General features: G+C 75.5%; 16 protein-coding genes. 5 read left to right on the top strand and 11 right to left on the bottom strand.

Annotated elements, in window-relative coordinates; genetic code table 11:
* Window positions 1-22: 22 nt before the first annotated feature.
* The 8 genes from OSR43_RS04430 to OSR43_RS04395 form a co-directional block, all read right to left on the bottom strand.
* Complete coding sequence (locus OSR43_RS04430) at window positions 23-691, bottom strand: response regulator transcription factor (RefSeq protein WP_302269842.1); 669 nt, start codon at window positions 689-691, stop codon at window positions 23-25.
* The gene (locus OSR43_RS04425) at window positions 688-2757 is read right to left on the bottom strand and encodes a sensor histidine kinase (RefSeq protein WP_302269841.1); all 2070 of its coding nucleotides are present in this window, start codon (window positions 2755-2757) and stop codon (window positions 688-690) included. The genes OSR43_RS04430 and OSR43_RS04425 overlap by 4 nt, the downstream gene beginning before the upstream one ends.
* A gap of 65 nt (window positions 2758-2822) precedes the next feature.
* Window positions 2823-3560 carry a hypothetical protein gene (locus OSR43_RS04420; RefSeq protein ID WP_302269840.1) on the bottom strand — a complete coding sequence of 246 codons (738 nt, stop codon included), beginning with the start codon at window positions 3558-3560 and terminating at the stop codon, window positions 2823-2825.
* 87 nt (window positions 3561-3647) lie between these two features.
* Entirely contained in the window at window positions 3648-5012 is a 1365-nt protein-coding gene (hemG, locus tag OSR43_RS04415) for a protoporphyrinogen oxidase (protein WP_302269839.1), read from the bottom strand.
* A 30-nt stretch (window positions 5013-5042) separates the two neighbouring features.
* Window positions 5043-5576 carry a flavin reductase family protein gene (locus OSR43_RS04410; protein WP_302269837.1) on the bottom strand — a complete coding sequence of 178 codons (534 nt, stop codon included), beginning with the start codon at window positions 5574-5576 and terminating at the stop codon, window positions 5043-5045.
* Window positions 5573-6076 carry an NADPH-dependent FMN reductase gene (locus OSR43_RS04405; protein WP_302269836.1) on the bottom strand — a complete coding sequence of 168 codons (504 nt, stop codon included), beginning with the start codon at window positions 6074-6076 and terminating at the stop codon, window positions 5573-5575. Before OSR43_RS04405 ends, OSR43_RS04410 begins: the two co-directional genes overlap by 4 nt.
* The gene (locus tag OSR43_RS04400; protein WP_302269835.1) at window positions 6073-7233 is read right to left on the bottom strand and encodes an LLM class flavin-dependent oxidoreductase; all 1161 of its coding nucleotides are present in this window, start codon (window positions 7231-7233) and stop codon (window positions 6073-6075) included. The genes OSR43_RS04405 and OSR43_RS04400 overlap by 4 nt, the downstream gene beginning before the upstream one ends.
* Before the next feature lie 62 nt (window positions 7234-7295).
* On the bottom strand, window positions 7296-8540 hold the full coding sequence (locus OSR43_RS04395) for an SfnB family sulfur acquisition oxidoreductase (RefSeq protein ID WP_302269834.1): 1245 nt from the start codon (window positions 8538-8540) through the stop codon (window positions 7296-7298).
* A gap of 260 nt (window positions 8541-8800) precedes the next feature.
* Between OSR43_RS04395 and OSR43_RS04390 the strand changes: the two genes are divergently transcribed.
* Window positions 8801-9754, top strand: a complete 954-nt coding sequence (locus OSR43_RS04390; protein ID WP_302269832.1) for a LysR family transcriptional regulator — start codon at window positions 8801-8803, stop codon at window positions 9752-9754.
* On the top strand, window positions 9751-10668 hold the full coding sequence (locus OSR43_RS04385; protein WP_302269831.1) for a DUF4349 domain-containing protein: 918 nt from the start codon (window positions 9751-9753) through the stop codon (window positions 10666-10668). The genes OSR43_RS04390 and OSR43_RS04385 overlap by 4 nt, the downstream gene beginning before the upstream one ends.
* Before the next feature lie 206 nt (window positions 10669-10874).
* Here the strand turns inward: OSR43_RS04385 and hemE are convergent, their stop codons facing one another.
* Window positions 10875-11936 carry a uroporphyrinogen decarboxylase gene (gene hemE, locus OSR43_RS04380; RefSeq protein ID WP_302269830.1) on the bottom strand — a complete coding sequence of 354 codons (1062 nt, stop codon included), beginning with the start codon at window positions 11934-11936 and terminating at the stop codon, window positions 10875-10877.
* Between the two features lie 71 nt (window positions 11937-12007).
* Between hemE and OSR43_RS04375 the strand changes: the two genes are divergently transcribed.
* Window positions 12008-12646, top strand: a complete 639-nt coding sequence (locus tag OSR43_RS04375) for a DUF3000 domain-containing protein (RefSeq protein WP_302269829.1) — start codon at window positions 12008-12010, stop codon at window positions 12644-12646.
* Window positions 12646-14001, top strand: coding sequence for a ribonuclease D (locus OSR43_RS04370; RefSeq protein WP_302269827.1), 1356 nt, complete (start codon window positions 12646-12648; stop codon window positions 13999-14001). Before OSR43_RS04375 ends, OSR43_RS04370 begins: the two co-directional genes overlap by 1 nt.
* Window positions 14002-14094: 93 nt before the next feature.
* Here OSR43_RS04370 and OSR43_RS04365 read toward each other — a convergent pair whose 3' ends face one another.
* Window positions 14095-15498: an extracellular solute-binding protein gene (locus OSR43_RS04365; protein WP_302269825.1), complete on the bottom strand. Its 1404-nt coding sequence runs from the start codon at window positions 15496-15498 to the stop codon at window positions 14095-14097.
* A gap of 111 nt (window positions 15499-15609) precedes the next feature.
* Between OSR43_RS04365 and OSR43_RS04360 the strand changes: the two genes are divergently transcribed.
* Window positions 15610-16395, top strand: coding sequence for a hypothetical protein (locus tag OSR43_RS04360; RefSeq protein WP_302269824.1), 786 nt, complete (start codon window positions 15610-15612; stop codon window positions 16393-16395).
* Here OSR43_RS04360 and OSR43_RS04355 read toward each other — a convergent pair.
* Window positions 16295-16837 (bottom strand): type II toxin-antitoxin system PemK/MazF family toxin, encoded by a 543-nt coding sequence (locus OSR43_RS04355; RefSeq protein ID WP_302269822.1) that lies wholly within the window; start codon window positions 16835-16837, stop codon window positions 16295-16297. The two genes, OSR43_RS04360 and OSR43_RS04355, sit on opposite strands and share 101 nt — an antisense overlap.
* Window positions 16838-16907 lie beyond the last annotated feature (70 nt).

The following is a 16907-nucleotide window of genomic DNA, read 5'->3' as shown; positions in this document are numbered from 1 at the left end:
GCCCGGCGCGACCGGCAGGGCCCTAGGTCCTCCCCGAGCGGCCGTACCCGGCCTCCCGGGCCTTGACGATCGCCTCCGCCCGGCCGGCGGCGTGCAGCTTGGCGTAGATCGTCGAGACGGTGTTGCGCACGGTCTTGCCCGACACGTGGAGCTCGGCGGCGATGGCGTCGTTGGAACGGCCCGCGGCGAGCATCTCGAGCACGGTGCGCTCGCGGTCGGTGAGGTCGGGGAAGGGGTCGTCGGCGCGGGTGGCGGGCGCCGTGGCGCCGGCGAAGTACGACGCGACGCGGCCCGCGAGGCTCGCCCCGAACACCATCCCGCCGGCCGCTGCCGCACGCACCGCGTGGTGCACCTCCTCAGCACCCGACCCCTTGAGCAGGTAGCCGCTCGCGCCGGCCCGGATGGCGGCGAGCACCGTGTCGTCGTCCTCGTTCATGGTCAGCATCACGACGCGGGTGCCCGGCCGCCGGCCGGTGATGAACCGGGTGGCCTCGATGCCGTCCAGCACCGGCATCTGGATGTCCATGACGACGACGTCGGGCTCGGTCTCCTCCACGACGTGCAGCGCCTCGCGGCCGTCGGTGGCCGCACCCACGACCTCGACGTCGTCGAGCGCGCCGAGCAGCGCGACGAGGCCCTCGCGGACGATCTGGTGGTCGTCGACGACCACCACGGTGACGGGACTGCTCACAGGACGCTCCTCAGGGGCAGGGCGGCGCGCACGACGGTGCCGCCGCCGGGCGGACAGGTGACCTCGGTGGTGCCGCCGAGCTCGGCGGAGCGCTCGCGCAGCGAGACCAGCCCGACGCCGGCCTGCGCGTCCGCCGGGATCCCGCGACCGTCGTCGGCGACCTCGACCAGCAGCGAGCGGTCGGTGCGGGTCAGCCGGACGCAGCACCGCGTGGCGCGGGCGTGCCGGACGACGTTGGTGAGGGCCTCCCCCGCGACGCGGTACGCCGCCACCTCGACGGCGGCGGGCAGCGGGCCGAGCCCCTCGGCCGGCACGGTCACCACCTCGGTCGGGACCGGCGCCTGGTCGGCCTGCTGGCGCAGCGCGCCCACCAGGCCGCGGTCGTCCAGGGCGGGCGGACGCAGGTCGTGCACGAGGCGGCGTACGTCGCCGACGACGTCCTGGACCAGCGCGCTGGCCGCGGCCACCTGGTCGCGGGCGGCGCCGGGGTCGCGGTCGACGAGCAGCCGCGCGGACTCGAGGCGGAAGACGACGCCGGACAGCGACGGCCCGAGGCCGTCGTGCAGGTCGCGGCGGATGCGTCGCCGCTCCTCCTCGCGGGCGACGACGAGCCGCTCGCGGCTCTCCTGCAGCTCCTCGGCCAGGCGCCCGGTGCGGGCGGCCGTGGCGGCCTGGCGCACCAGGTCGGCGAGCAGCTGCTCGTCGCGGCGGGTCAGTCGGCTGCGCAGCCCGCGGGCGGGCAGGACGAGCCGGCCGACCTCCGCGTCCCGGTAGGTGATCGGCAGGACGCGCGTCTCGGCCGGCTGCTGGCCGTGGGTCGCGGTCACCCGCTCGCCGCCGGGCCGGTCGACCTCGACGCTGACGTACCGCACCCCGAACGCCCGCGCCACGGCGCCGGCGACCACGGCGAGCTGCTCGGTGCCCTCGTCCGCGGTCTCCAGGCCCGAGGCGAGGCCGGCCACCACGTCGTACGGGTCGTCGCGCCGGCCGAGCAGCAGCCGCCGGGCGAGGGCCTGCGCACGCAGGCGCAGCGGCCCGTAGAGGAGCACCGTCAGCAGCAGCACGACCCCGACCACCTCGCGCTGGGCCAGCGCGTCGCCGAGCACGGAGGTGAGCGCGGCGACCACGGCGAGGTCGACCACGAGCAGCGCGGTCCACAGGCCGCCGTAGGCGAGGGTCCGGCCGAGCAGCGCGTCCACGTCGACCACGCGCGGCGCGACGACGGCCACCGTCATCGCGGCGGGGAGCAGGCAGACGTCGACGAAGAAGAGGTACGGCTCGACCGGCCCCACGTCGACCAGCAGGGTGAGCACGGCGAGCAGCACGACCGCCGAGACTCCCCAGAGCAGCCAGCGCATCCGGTCGCGCTCCAGGCCCACCGCCCGGCGGTGCCGGACCACGACGGTGGCCACCGGGACCAGCAGGGCGAGGACCGAGGCGGTGCCGGCGAGGGCCAGGAGCTGGTCGGCGACCGGGGCGAGCGCCGTGAGGGTGGTGGGGTCGGGGTCGGCGCCGACGGGGAGCCGCCCCACGTCGTCGAAGCCGCCGGAGGGCGCGACGACGTAGACCAGCGAGCCGAGCAGCATCACGCCCAGCGCGGCCTTGCCGGCCAGCCCCCAGCGTCCGGGCAGGAAGCGGCCCGTCGGGAAGAGGAGCGCCACCACGGCGACGGTGACCGGGAGCAGCGAGGTGAAGCGGAGCAGGAACCAGGCCGTGAACGTCATCAGCGGCAGGGGCTCGTCGCTGTCGAGGCCGGTGCGGAACCACGCCTCGGAGATGCCGTCGAGGGTCCAGAACACCCCGAACCAGGCGAGCGCCCAGCCGAGCCCCTGCCTGCGGTCGTGGCGGAGGACGACGGCCGCGAGGGTGGCCAGCACCAGGCCGGTGAGGCCGGTGCTCCACCCCGGCCCCGGCGCGAGCCCGTCGCCCGGGATCCGGTCGGGCAGCCGCTGCTCGAGCCACACCGCGAGCGCCACCCCGGCTGCGCAGGCCACGGGCAGGGCGAGGACCAGCCAGCGCGCCGCCGCGCGGCTGGGGCTCGGGTCCGGCGACACGGCCTGGGTCACGGGGACAGTGTGCTGCCGGTCCGGCCCCCGTGGGGCCGAACCGGCAGTGGTGGAGGTGGAGGTGGTCACGCGGCCCGGTGCGCCTTGTCGCCGAGCGCGAAGCCGAGCGCGGTCACGAGGAGCCAGACCGGTCCGACCATGCCGGCGAGGTACTGCAGGGGCGAGATGCCGACGAGCAGGGTCAGGCCGCCGAGGACCAGGCCGGTCCGGCCGAGCCAGCGCGGCACCGCACCGGCGCGCCCGGCGGCGTGCAGCGCCAGGCCGGCGAGCCCGGCGAGGACCCAGCACCACGGCACGGTGCCGATGAAGTGGCCGTACATCACGACGTTGCTGTCGACGAGCACGTCCTGCTGGGGCAGCCCGAAGAGGAACTCGGTGTCCAGGCTGGTGCCGATCACCTGGACGACCGCGGTCCCGGCCAGCCCGGCGAACGCGACCATCGGGGCCAGGGCCTCGCTGCCGCTCCCCTGCCGCAGCCGGCGCAGCAGGCCGGCCGCGAAGACGAGGAGCAGCACGGCGCTCACCAGCGCGAGGCTGTGGAACACGAACGCCGCCTCGCGCTGGGTCGCGAGCCGGTCGGCGATCGCGGCGGCGTCGCCCTGGAGGTCGGGGTCGTAGACCGCGTCCACGAGGCCGGAGGCGACGATCGCGCCGATGCCGGCGAGGCCCGCGCCGACGCCGGCGAGCGCCCAGTGGCGGGTGGGACGGGCGCCGCTGCGGCCGTCGTGGTCGGGGGTGGCCGGCACGGAGCCCCGGTGGAGGTCGGTGCGGACCGGGTGGGTGGTGGTGGTGGTGGTCGTCATGCCGGGAGGTTCCCGGGCCCGCTGTCCCGCGGCCCAGGGACAAGCGGGCAGACCCTGTCCCGGCCCGCGCCGGCCCGGTGCCGGGACCTAGCCCAGCTCCCGGACCGCCCGGTGGGCGGAGGCGATGACGGCGGGGATGCCGACGCCGTCGTACGACGCACCGCAGGCGACCAGGCCCGGGACGGCGTCGAGGGCGGCCCGGATGCGGGCGACCCGGTCGAGGTGGCCGACGGCGTACTGCGGCAGTCCCCCGCCCCAGCGCTGCACGTGCACGTCGACGGGGGCGGCGGCCAGGCCCGTGGCGTCGGCGAGGTCGGCCAGCGACCAGGCGACGAGCTCCTCGTCGGAGGCCTGCAGGGCGACCTCCTCGCCGTGCCGGCCCAGCGAGGTGCGCAGGTGGACGAGGCCCTGCTCGGCGCCGGCGGCGCGGACCCAGTCCCACTTGGCGAAGGAGAACGTCGAGGCCTTGATCCGGCGCCCCTCGACCGGCGGCACCAGGAAGCCCGACGAGCCGGCCCCGACGACCGGGGCGGCGTCCTGGACGCGGTAGGCGAGGGTCACCACGACCACCGACGCGGTCTCCACGCCGGCGAGCTCGACGGACGCGACCGGCGCGACCGCGGCGAGCAGCCGGGACGCCGGGGCGGCCGGGGTGGCCAGGACCACCGCGTCCGCCTCGACCCGCTCGGGCGCCGTGGTCGGGCCGCAGGTGAGCACGAAGCCGCCGTCCGGCCGGCGCTCGAGGCCGCGCACCGTCACCCCCAGCCGGACCGGGAGCCGGGCCGCGAGCGCCTCGGGGAACCGCCCCATCCCGCCGGCGATGCCGGCGAAGACGGGCGCGTCGTACGTCGTGGGGACCCCGGCGGCCTGCTCGAGGACCGAGCCGCGGGCGGCGTAGGTGACCAGCTGCGGGACGGCGGCGCGGGCGGAGATCTCGCGGGCCCGCCCGGCGTACACCCCGCCCAGCAGCGGCTCGACCAGGCGGTCGGTGACCTCGGCGCCGAACCGGCGGTCGACCAGGTCGCCGACGGAGACGTCGCCCTCGAGGGCATCGGGCCCGAGCGACGGCTCGGCGCGGACCCGGTCGAGGCCCTGCTCGCTCAGCACCCCGGAGGCGGCGAGCTGGTCGAGGTCGAGCGGGACGCCCATGAGGGAGCGCGGCAGCGGCCGCAGGTCGCCGCGCGTCCAGATCCGGGACGCGGCGAGGGCGGGGTGCTCGACCTCGAGGCCGACCTCGCGGGCGAGGTCGACGCCCTCCGGTCGGCGGTTCAGCATCGCCTCGGCGCCGACGTCGACGGGCGTGCCGCCGACCTCCTGGCGGCGGATCTTGCCGCCGACGGCGTCCGAGGCCTCGAGCACCACGACCTCGTCGCCGGCGGCGACGAGGTCGTGTGCGGCGGTCAGGCCGGCAATGCCGGCCCCGACGACGACGGTGCGGCGAGGACTACCCACGCCGCCAGGCTATGCCGGGGCGGGGACCGCTCAGGCGCTGGCCTCCAGGCGCCCGAAGGCCGAGCGGTGGAAGACCAGCGGGAGCGAGGTGTCGGCGTTCTCGACGGCGTGCAGGCGCAGCAGCACCAGGGTGTGGTCGCCGGCGACCACCTCCTCGTGGATGGAGCAGTCGAAGCGGGCCAGTCCCTCGTCGAGGAGCACCGCGCCGTCCTCGGTGGTGTGCAGCCCGACACCGGCGAAGCGCTGCTCCACCGGTCCGGCGAGCTGGCGGCAGATCGTGCCCTGGTGGGAGGCCAGGATCGTGACGCCGAGGTGCCCCGCGCGGCGCAGGGCCGGCCACGTCTTGGAGGTGTTGGCGACCGAGAACGACACCAGCGGCGGGTCGAGGCTGACGGAGGTGAACGAGCTGGCGGCGAGGCCGACCGGCTCCCCGTCGACCTCGGCGGCCACCGCGACGACGCCGGTCGGGAAGATCCCGAACGCCTCGCGCAGCCGGGTCGGGTCGAGGTCCTGGTTCGTGGTCAGCGCGGTGACGCTGGCGAGCGGGTCGGGGGTCGCGGTCATGCGGGTGCTCCTGTCCGGGTGAGGGCGGCGGCGACGCGGGGGCGGGCCTCGGCCAGCCACTCGGCGTACGCCGCGGGGTCGTCGTGGAGGTCGTCGAGCACGTAGAGCGCCCGGGTCGGCACGGTGCCGCCGATCTCGGCCAGCAGCGGCCGCAGCGCGAGCTCGGGGGCCAGCGCGTGGGCCGGTCCGGCGCCCAGCATCAGCGGCACGGCCACGCCCCGCAGGCCGGTGGTCGAGAACCGGTCGAGGAACAGCTTCAGCAGCCCGGTGTAGGTCGCCTTGTACGTCGGGCTGGCGACCACGACCAGGTCCGCGGCGCCGACCGCCTCGACCAGGCCGCGCACCTCCGCGTCGGACCAGTCGAGGAGCGCCGGGCCGAGGACCGCGAGGTCGACCACGAGGTCCGGCTCGGCGCCGGACAGCTCGCGGGCGACGTACGTCGCGGCGGTGAGGGTGCGCGACGCCGGCTTGGGGTTGCCGACGACGACGGCGACGGTCACGACGCGGCCCTGCTGCCGCCGGCCGCACCGAAGGGCACCGCGGCGGACGCCGTCGCCTGCGGCGCCGGGTGCTGCCAGAGGCCGCGGCGGGTGAGCTCGGGCAGGACGCCCTCGCCGAACCAGTAGGACTCCTCCAGGTGCGGGTAGCCGGAGAGGACGAACTCCTCGATCCCCACCGCGGCGTACTGCTCGACGAGGTCGGCGATCTCGCTGTGGCTGCCGACCATCGCGGTGCCGGCGCCGCCGCGGACCAGGCCGACGCCCGCCCACAGGTTCGGGTGGATCTCGAGGCCCTCCTTGCTGCCGCCGTTGAGCTCGAGCATCTTCTGCTGGCCCACGGACTCGCTGCGCCTGAGGCCCGCCTGCACCTTCGCGATCTGCTCGTCGTCGATGCCGGCGAGCAGCCGGTCGGCCTCGGCCCAGGCGGCCTCGGAAGTGTCGCGGGCGATGGTGTGGAGGCGGATGCCGAACCGCAGCTCCCGGCCCTCCTCCTTGGCCAGGCCCTTGATCCAGTCGATCTTCTCGGCGACGGCGGCCGGCGGCTCGCCCCAGGTCAGGTAGACGTCGGCGTGCTTGGCCGCGACCCGGCCGGCGGCGGGCGAGGACCCGCCGAAGTAGATCTCCGGGAGCGGGTCGGGGCGCTGGGCGAGGACGGCGTCCTCCACCGAGTGGTGCTTGCCGGTGAAGTTGACCGTCTCGCCGCGCCAGAGCGCGCGGACGATGTGGAGGAACTCGTCGCAGCGCTCGTAGCGGCCGTCCTTGTCGAGGAAGTCGCCGAACATCCGCTGCTCGTGGCTCTCCCCGCCGGTGACGACGTTGAGCAGCAGCCGGCCCCCGGAGAGGTTCTGGAACGTGCCCGCCATCTGCGCGGCGAGGAACGGCGCGGTCAGGCCGGGGCGGAACGCGACGAGGAACTTCAGCCGCTCCGAGAGGCTGCTCAGCATCGCCGTGGACACCCAGGCGTCCTCGCACCAGGCGCCGGTCGGGGTCAGCGCCGCCTCGAAGCCGAGCTGCTCGGCGCTGCGCGCGATCTGGCCGAGGTACGGCACGGTCGCGGGCCGGCCGGAGGCGCCGGCGGACACGCCGTGACCGCCGCCGACGACCTGGCGGCCGTCGCCGCCGTTGGTGGGCAGGAACCAGTGGAACTTCAAGGACATCTCGTCACTCCTGTGCGGTGCGGGGGCGGTGCGGTGCGGGGGCGGGGGCGGGGTGGTGGGCGTCAGACCTGGCCGTGGTTGGGCGGGAACACCCCGTCGAGGGCGTGCCGGCCCAGGTGCTGGACCTTCCAGGACGCCGGGTCGTGGAGGGTGTGGGTGCGGGCGTTGCGCCAGTGGCGGTGCAGGTTCAGGCCGTCGAGCGCGGACCGGGTGCCGGCGACCTCGAAGAGCCGGCTCGACACCTCGACCGAGGCCTGCGTGGTCGACGCGCGCGCGGCGGCGACGGCGAGGCTGGCGTGGCCCGCCGACGCCTCGGTGAGGTCGGCGTCCGCGCGGTCGACGGCACGGGCCGCCTCGGCGACGAGCGCCTCGCAGGCGCGGACCTGCACCTCCATCTCGCCGAAGGCGTGGACCACCAGCGGGTCGTCCGCGTGCCGCTCGACGCCGGCGTCGGGGTAGGGCCGCGACCTCGTGGTGACGAACTCCGCGGCCTCGGTGAGGGCGGCGCGCGCGATGCCGGCGTCCAGCGCGGCGTGGAGCACCTGCGCGAACGCGCCGTACGTCTGGGGCCCCTCGAAGGTGAGGTGGTACGGCATGACCCGGGCGTCCTCGACCGCCACGGCCTCGAGCCGCACGGTGCCGCTGGCGGTGGTGCGCTGGCCCATGCCGTCCCAGTCGTCGACGACGGTGACACCGGGCGCGGACCGCTCGACCCAGGCGACGTGCATCGGGCCGTCGACGTCGAGGTGGGCGAGCACCGGGATCCAGTCGGCGAAGAGCGCGCCGGTGCTGTAGCCCTTGGTGCCGTCGAGCAGCCAGCCGCCGCCGGTCGCCGGCGTGAGGGTCGTGCGGTGGTCGCGGACGTGCTTGGTGCCGACCTCCGACTGGGCGTTGCCGAACCGCTTGCCGGCCAGCACCTCGCCGAAGAAGAACGCCTGCTGCGCCGGCGTCCCCTGGTGGCGCAGGGCGTTGACGTAGACGAAGTGGCTGTGCGGGACCTGGGCGATGCTCGGGTCGCCGGTGGCGAGCAGGCGGAAGACCTCCGCCACGACGCTCGTCGGCAGGCCCGGCCCCCCGTGCTCGCGGGGAACGGTGATGGCGAGGAGCCCGGACCCGGACAGCAGGTCGACCTCCTCGGCGGGGAGCACCCGCTCGGCGTCCCGCTCGGCGGCGCCGACCGCGAGGCGTCGGGCGATCGTGGCGGCCACCTCGAGGGCAGCGGCCTCGTCGAGCACCGGCACCCGGCCGGTCCCGACCACCGCAAAGGAGCCGGTCCCGGGCGCCTCGGACGTGAGCGACGTGGACACGTCGGCCTCCCTTCCGTCGTGGACATTGGTGTCTATGTCGATGAGATTGGCTCAAATAGGAGGTGAGTGCAAGCCGACGTGGCGCGCGTCGCGCGAGGAAGGCGTGAGTGGGTGACAGGCAGCGCCTCTCACCCGTCCCCCAGCCGCGGGTCGTCCCGCGCACTCGGGGAGTGGCGCCTCGCGCCGCCGAGTCCGGTAGCGTCGGCTCCACTTAAGTAGACATTGTCGCTCTACTTAGCCGATACCTACCAGGAGGACGCGTGCGCATCGAACAGCTGGAGTACCTCGCCGCGGTCACCCAGCACGGCTCGCTGCGTCGGGCCAGCGAGCGGCTGCACATCTCCCAGCCGGCCCTGTCCGAGGCGCTGACCAAGCTCGAGCGCGAGCTGGGCGTGACCCTGCTGGACCGCCGCCGCTCGGGCGCGCGGATCAGCCGCCAGGGCCGCGACCTGCTGCAGAACATGGTCGACGTGCTCGAGGCGGTCGACCGCCTGCGCCAGGCCGCCGGCGACCAAGGCACCGCTACCCGGCTGCTGCGCATCGGCACCGTGAACGCCGCCACCTCGACCCTCCTGGTCCCGGCCCTGCGGCTCTTCCAGGACCGACACCCCGGCGCGACCGTCGAGGTGCTCGACACCCAGCAGGCCGAGATCCACCAGGGCGTCCTGGAGGGTTCGCTCGACCTCGGCCTGGTCAACGTCCTCGCCGGCGACGACGCTCCCGCCGACCTCGCGGGCACCGCGCTGGTCCACGGACGACCGGTCGTCGTGCTGCCCGCCGACCACCCGTTGGCCGCCCAGCCGTCGGTGACCACCGACCAGCTGCGCGAGGAGCGGTTCGTGGCGATGCGCGCCGGCTACCTCATGCACCGCTTCGCCCACCGGCTCTTCGAGGGCCGGATGCCGCAGCGGTGCCACACCACCGACGGGGCCGAGATGGGCAAGCTGATGGTCGCCGAGGGCCTCGGGGTCACCGTGCTGCCCGACTACAGCGTCGTCGGCGACCCGCTCGAGCGCACCGGGCTGCTGACGTGCCGTCCGATCGCCGGCGACGAGACCGCCGTGACGCTGGTCCTGCGGCACCGTGAGGGCCAGCTCCCCGGCCGGGTCCGCGACCTGCGCGCCGCCCTCGTGGAGGTGGCCCGCGGGCGACGTACGCCGGCGGCCGTCGGCGGAGGAACCGTGATGGAGGTCGTGCCGTCCCAGACGGCATGACCCCTCCGTCCCGCACGGCCCACCGCGCTGCCGCCGCCTGCCTGGTCGCCGTCGCGACCCTCACCACCGCCTGCTCGGGCGGCTCCTCGGACGACTCCTCCGCCTCCGGAGGCTCGGCCACCTCCGCGGAGGCACCCCGAGCCGCTGCCGTGGAGGAGGACGGCGCCGTCCTGGACCAGGCGGGCACGGCCTTCACCGCCAACAAGGCGGAGGCGCCCGAGGGGCCTGACCGCAAGGTCATCTCCACCGGCAACGTCGCGCTGCGCGCCGACGACGTGGCGAAGGCACGGTTCGACGTGCAGGAGGTGGTCGACGAGCACGGCGGCGAGGTCGCCGAGGAGCGCACGGCCACCGACGACGACGGCGAGGTCGAGCGCTCACGCCTCGTCCTGCGCGTCCCCTCCGCGCGCTTCGACGAGGCGGTCGAGTCGCTCACGGGTGTCGCGGAGCTCGTCGACGCCAGCACGACCAGCGAGGACGTCACCACCCAGGTCCTCGACGTCGACATCCGGGTGCGGGTGCAGCGCCGCAGCATCGCGCGCATCGAGCTGCTGCTCGACCGCGCCGAGTCGATCCGCGACATCGTGGTCATCGAGGCGCAGCTCTCGCGCCGCCAGGCCGCGCTCGCCTCCCTGGAGAAGCAGCAGGACTACCTCGCCGACCAGACCTCGATGTCGACGATCACCGTGTCCCTCGAGCGCACGCCGAAGGCCCGCACCGTCGCGGAGGAGGACGACGACAGCGGGTTCCTCTCGGGTCTCGCCGCCGGCTGGGACGGCCTCTCCGCGACCACCGTCGCCGCCGCCACCGTCGTCGGCGCACTGCTCCCCTTCGCCGCCGTCGCCCTGCTCGTAGCCGTCCCCGCCTGGCCGCTCCTCAGGCGGCTGCGCCGGCGGCGCCTGGCTGCGGAGTGAGCGGGGCGCTGCTGCGGGAGTCCCCGGTGCACCGTCCCGGGCAGGCGGCCGGCCGTCGCTTCATCAAGGGATGCAGGTGGACCACCGGTTCCCTGCTGGAGCTCACCGGGGAAGGTGCGAGGTCGTCCGCATACCTTGATGAACCGTCATCCCGAGGCGCGACGCGACCCGGCGCTCGCCGCCCACCACCGCGGGCGGGAGGACGCTCAGAGCGGGTAGGACTGCACGAACTCGGTCAGCCGCTTGAGCTGGTCGGGGTCGGTGGAGGGGATGACCCCGTGGCCGAGGTTGAAGATGTGGCCCTTCGCGGCGCGCCCGGCCTCGATGACCTCCGCCGCCCGCGCGGTCATCACGTCGGTGGGGGCGAAGACGAGGGTGGGGTCGAGGTTGCCCTGGACCCCGCGGTCGCCGACGAGCGGGATGGCGGAGCTCAGCGGCGTGCGCCAGTCGACACCGACGACGTCGGCCCCGGCCTCCCCCATCAGCGTGAGCAGGTTCGAGGTGCCGACCCCGAAGTGGATCCGCGGCACGCCGAGCTGCCCGGCCGCGGCGAGCACGCGGGCCGAGTGCGGCATGACGTGCTCGGCGTAGTCGGCCGGCGTGAGCGCCCCGGCCCAGGAGTCGAAGAGCTGGACGGCGGAGGCGCCGGCCTCGACCTGCACCGCGAGGTACGCCGCGGCGATGCCGGCGATCTTGCGCATCAGCGCGTCCCAGACGTCCGGGGCGCTGAACATCATCGCCTTCGTCCTCGCGTGCTCCTTCGACGGACCACCCTCGACGAGGTAGGAGGCGACCGTGAACGGCGCGCCGGCGAAGCCGATCAGCGGGGTGGCCCCCAGCTCGCCGACCAGCGACCGCACCGCGGCGGTGATGAAGGGCACCTGGTCGGGGGTGAGGTCGGGGATCGCCTCGACGTCGGCGAGCGTCCGCACCGGGGAGGCGACGACCGGCCCGACGCCCGGCTTGATGTCGAGGTCGACGCCGACCGCCTTGAGCGGCAGCACGATGTCGGAGAAGAAGATGGCCGCGTCCACGCCGTACCGCCGGACCGGCTGCAGGGTGATCTCGGTGACCAGGTCGGGGTCCATGCAGGACTCGAGCATGCCGACGCCCTCGCGGACGCGGAGGTACTCCGGCAGCGACCGGCCGGCCTGCCGCATGAACCACACGGGCGTGTGCGGCACCGCCTCCCCGCGGGCGGCCTTGAGGAAGGCGCTGTCGGCGAGTCCGGGGTGACGGTCGCCGGGGGTGTCGTTCGTGGTGCTCACGGCGACAAGCCTCCCACCCGCTCCGGCGTGTTCGCACATCGGTTCGAGCGCCCGCGACCTACTGTGGCCCCATGGTCGTGCGTCAGGAGACGCACCCGGGCACGGGTGCGGCGGCGAGCCCCCCGGAGTTCCGGGACGCGGTGTCGAGCATGCACGGCGCACGCCTGCGCCCGGAGGTGTTCTGCGAGGAGATGCCGGCGCCCCAGCGGATCGCGCCGTACGCCGCCGCGCTGAGCGCCGACGTCACCGTCGAGGGCACCGACGTCGGGACCGGCCGGATCATCCTGCTGCACGACCCGGACGGCAACGACGCGTGGGACGGCACGTTCCGCTGCGTGGCCTACGCCCGCGCCGAGATCGAGGTCGACATGGTGAGCGACCCCATGCTCGCCGAGGTCGGCTGGTCGTGGCTGACCGAGGCCCTCGAGGCGCACGGCGCGACGTACGCCATGGCCTCGGGGACCGTGACCCGCGTCGCGACCGAGAGCTTCGGCGGCATGGCCGACGAGGGCGGCACGGCCCAGCTGGAGGTGCGCGCGTCCTGGACGCCGCTGGTCCCGCAGGGCGCCGCCCCCGGCACCCCGCTCGACGTCGCACCGCACGTGGAGGCGTGGGGCGAGCTGCTCTGCACCGCCGTCGGGCTGCCGCCGGTGCCCGAAGGCGTCAGCGTGATGCCGAGCCGTCGCGGCCAGCGGGGCTCGGGTCGCTGATGGTCGACGAGACACCCGAGCCGCCGTCCCCCGAGCACGATCCCGCCCTCGAGGCGGACCAGCCGCAGGGGACGCCCGAGCCGCAGCCCGAGCCCCCGCCCCTGCTGACGCTGCGCGACGGGCTGCCGCCCGTGGTCGCCAGCGCCGCGGCGCTGGCCGAGGTCTGCGCCGCGATGGCCGCCGGGACCGGGCCGGTCGCGATCGACGCCGAGCGGGCCTCGGGCTACCGCTACTCCAACCGCGCCTACCTCGTGCAGCTGCGCCGCGAGGGCGCCGGCACCGCGCTGGTCGACCCGATCGCCTTCGACGACCTCGCCCCGCTGCAGGAGGCGCTCGAGGGCACCGAGTGGATCCTGCACGCGGCCACCCAGGACCTCCCGTGCCTCGCCGAGATCGGCCTGACCCCGACCGCGCTGTTCGACACCGAGCTGGCCGGGCGGCTGCTCGGCTACCCCCGGGTGGGCCTGGCGACGCTGGTCGAGACGGTGCTCGGGTTCGGCATGAAGAAGGAGCACTCCGCGGTCGACTGGTCGACCCGCCCGCTCCCCCAGCCGTGGCTGGAGTACGCCGCGCTCGACGTCGAGGTGCTCGTCGAGCTCCGCGACGCGCTGGCCGTCGAGCTGGTCGAGCAGGGCAAGGACGAGTGGGCCCGGCAGGAGTTCGACCACCTGCGCAGCTTCGAGGTCGTCCCCCGCGTCGACGCCTGGCGTCGTACGTCGGGCCTGCACCGGGTCCGCGGACGGCGGTCGCTCGGCGCGGTGCGCGCACTGTGGGAGCTGCGCGACCAGCTCGCCGAGCAGCGCGACGTGACGCCCGGCCGGATCGTCCCTGACTCCGCGATCGTCGCGGCCGCGACCGCGATGCCGCAGGACCGGACCGCGCTGCTGGCGACCAAGGGCTTCCACGGCCGCGGCGCCGAGCGGTACGCCACCCGGTGGGTGGCGGCCCTGCGCGAGGTGGCCGAGATGGACGAGGCCGACCTGCCCGCGCGCGCCCCGCGCGGCGACGGCCCGCCGCTCCCCCGCGCCTGGGCCGAGAAGGACCCGGTCGCAGCGGTCCGGCTGCAGCTGGCCCGCGAGGCGATGACCGCCCTCGCCGAGGAGCACGGGCTCCCCGTGGAGAACCTGCTGACCCCCGACTACCTGCGCCGCACCCTGTGGACGCCGCCCGCCACGCGCGAGCCCGGTGAGCTGCTCGACGCCGTCGCCGGCGTGCTGCAGGGGTACGGCGCCCGCTCGTGGCAGGTCTCCCTGGCCGCGCCGGTCCTCACCCGCGCGATCCTCGACGCCGACACCCGCGCCGCCGCACCGGCGCCCGAGGCCGTCGCGGGGACGGACCCCCTGGTCGACGGGTGACCGCGCCGGCCTGACCGGCCGAGCCGAGCACCAGCCGGGCACCAGCCGAGCACCGAGCCGAGCCGCTCCCCGAGGACCTCCCCGGGGCGGCGGCTACTCCTCGTCCGGGCTCTCCTCGTCGGAGGCGTCGTCCGAGGCGCCGTCCGACGGCGACTCCGACTCCAGCGACTCGGGGTCGAGCACGGTCCGGGAGTCCAGGTCGATCTGCTCGGTGACCGCCTCGAGGTCCAGCTCGGGGGCGGCGGTGACGAGCGAGCGCAGGTCGCCCTCGAGCGCGGCCTCGAGCTCGTCCCAGGTGTCGAGCAGCGGCGGCAGCCGCAGCGCCCGGATCGAGTCGGTGAAGACCGCTCCGTGCGAGGGCTGGCGGTCGGGCTGGAGGAAGTCGTCGGAGTAGGCGACCTCGAGGTTGGCCGGCACGAGGTAGCCGGCCCGGACGACCCGGGTCACGGACTCGGTCGAGGTCGCGTGGACCAGGAAGTCGGCGCCCTCGGCGGTGCTCGCCGCGGAGCTGGACAGGCAGAGCCCGGTGATGTCACCGACGGTGGCGTAGGTGCCGAGCGTCGGGATGGGCATCACGTCGAACTGCAGGCCCGGGACCTTCCGGAGCTCGGGCACCATCGACCGGAAGCCGGTCATCATCCCGAGCCGGCCCCGCTCGAACCACTCCTGCGGCGTCGCGCGCTGCAGCTGCTTCTCGGTGAGCGTGAGCTGGGGGTTGCGCAGCAGCTCGAGGGTGCGGGTGAGCGCCTCGCGGCTGCCCTCGCTGGCGAAGGCCGTCGAGGTGGGGTCGGTCTGGTCGTCGAAGACCTCGCCGCCGCCGCTGTAGACGAACGGCGCGAGACCGGCCAGCGTCGGGTCGACGTGCACCCCGCGCGTGCGCAGCCGCGGCCGGGTGGAGAAGTCCGCGGAGGCGACGAACTCCTCGAAGGACCAGCGCTCGTCCTCCGGGCTGCTCGGCGCCGGCAGGTCGCGGTTGCGCATCCGCTCGAAGTCGACGAGCTCGGTGTTGTAGAAGACGACCATCGGGGAGATGCCGTACGGCATGCACTGCAGGCGCGCGTCGGCGGAGAACGCCGTGAGCGCGTCGCGGGAGTAGTTGTCGCCGAAGGCGGTGCCGCGCTCGTCGAGCAGCTCGTCGACGGGCTGGGTCAGCCCCTCGTCGACCAGCCACTTCAGGTCGCGTCGCGAGGCCAGGAAGACGTCGGGGACCTTGCCGCCGGCCTCCAGGGCGTCCTCCAGCGCGGCCCGGTCCGGCCAGCTGCGCAGCTCGACCTGGCTGTCGTCGGCCTCGGCGTTGTAGGTGTCGACCATCGCCTGGTACGCCGCGACCTCCTCGTCGCTGCCCCAGACGCCGAACAGCAGCTGGGTGGGCGCCGCCCTGCGCGTCGGCTCCGGCGCGGGCTCCTCGCCACCGTCGCCGGTGCAGGCGACCGCACCCGTGCTGAGCACCATCGCGAGCGCCGCCAGGGCTGTCCGCCGTCCCCGTCGCAGCCTCACGGCAGCCCTCCTCGCTCCCGACCGCCACAGCGGCCCACGTCACACCACGCGCCCCGGCGTCCCGGGGCGCGCCGTCACCCTACCGACCTCCACCGCTGCCTACGATGCAGCGTGGTCCGACGTCCCCGAGCACTGCTCCTGCCCGCCCTCCTCACGCTCACGCTGGGCGCGACCGCGTGCGGTGGCGACGACCCGGCCGCCTCGCCGGCGCCGGCCCCGAGCAGCACCGCACCGGTGTCGCCGACCGCGTCGGCCAGCCCGCAGCCGTCGGCCACCCCGACGAGCCCCGCCCCGACCGGCGGGTCGAAGCCCTCCCGCCGTCCGAACCGGACCCTGGCACCGCTCCCGCCCCAGCAGCTGCTCGCCCGACCGGTCGGGTCGCACCTGCTCGACGCCGCGCGGATGCCGACGCTGGCCGAGGACCTCCCCTGGGCCTCGACCGCCGAGGCCGAGGGCGACGAGCCCGTGGGCGCCTGCCAGAAGGCCTCGCTGTTCGACATCGGCGCCCTGCGCACCGTCGAGCGCCGCTTCGTCACCGCCGACGGCTCGACGACCGCCACGCAGGTGGTCGGCCGCTTCCCCGACGGGGCGTCCGCGTGGCGCGCGGCCGAGGTGCTCCTGGCCTGGCGTGCCGACTGCGCCGAGCGGCTCCAGCACCCGCGCACGGTCGTGGGCGAGGTGCGCGACGTACCGGTGTCGACCGGGACCGGCTCGGTCTACCCGGCGTCGTACGGGCCCCGCAAGGGCGACGGCGGTCGCGCCACCGGCTTCGGCCTGGTGCGCAAGGGCAGCTGGCTCAGCGTCGTCGAGGTCGCCACCGACGAGGCCCGGTGGCCCTCGGGGCGGAACCCGGCGCGCCAGGCCGTGCGCCGGATCGCGGCGACCTTCCGCGGCTGAGGTACGGCGCGGCCGCGGCCACGACCGCGTCGAACGTGCCCCGGTCCAGCGCGGCGCCCTCGCGGCGTACCGAGGCCGGGTCGAGCTGGAGCAGCCGGTCCAGGCGCACCTCGCTGGGCCGCCGCTCGCGGTCCCAGCCGCCGGACCCGACGTCCATCCAGTGCCGGCCCCAGCGAGCTTCGTCGGCGGCGTCGCGGTCGTGGTCCTTGCTGGTCAGCATCAGCGCGAGCAGCCGCTCGCCCTCCGGCGCCTGGACGCGCGCGATCACCAGCACCGGGCGGTCCTTGCCCTGTCGCGGGTCGTCCTCGTAGGGGACCCACGCCCAGACGACCTCGCCGGGATCGGGGCGACCGTCGGCCTGCGGCGCGTAGGAGGACCGGGCGCGCGGGCGGCGCAGCCTGCGACCGAGAGTGGTGAGCACGCCGGACCGGGAGCGCCTCACGGCGCGTGGCCGCTCGTGGCGGCTAATTGTGGGACCCGGGGCTGCCGCGGTCCGACGTGCTCGATGTCCA

The sequence above is a fragment of the Nocardioides sp. Arc9.136 genome, from assembly GCF_030506255.1.
In the GTDB taxonomy this organism is placed as follows: domain Bacteria; phylum Actinomycetota; class Actinomycetes; order Propionibacteriales; family Nocardioidaceae; genus Nocardioides.
The sequence above is the reverse complement of the archived record's forward strand: the minus strand, read 5'-3'. Positions and strand labels throughout refer to the sequence as shown.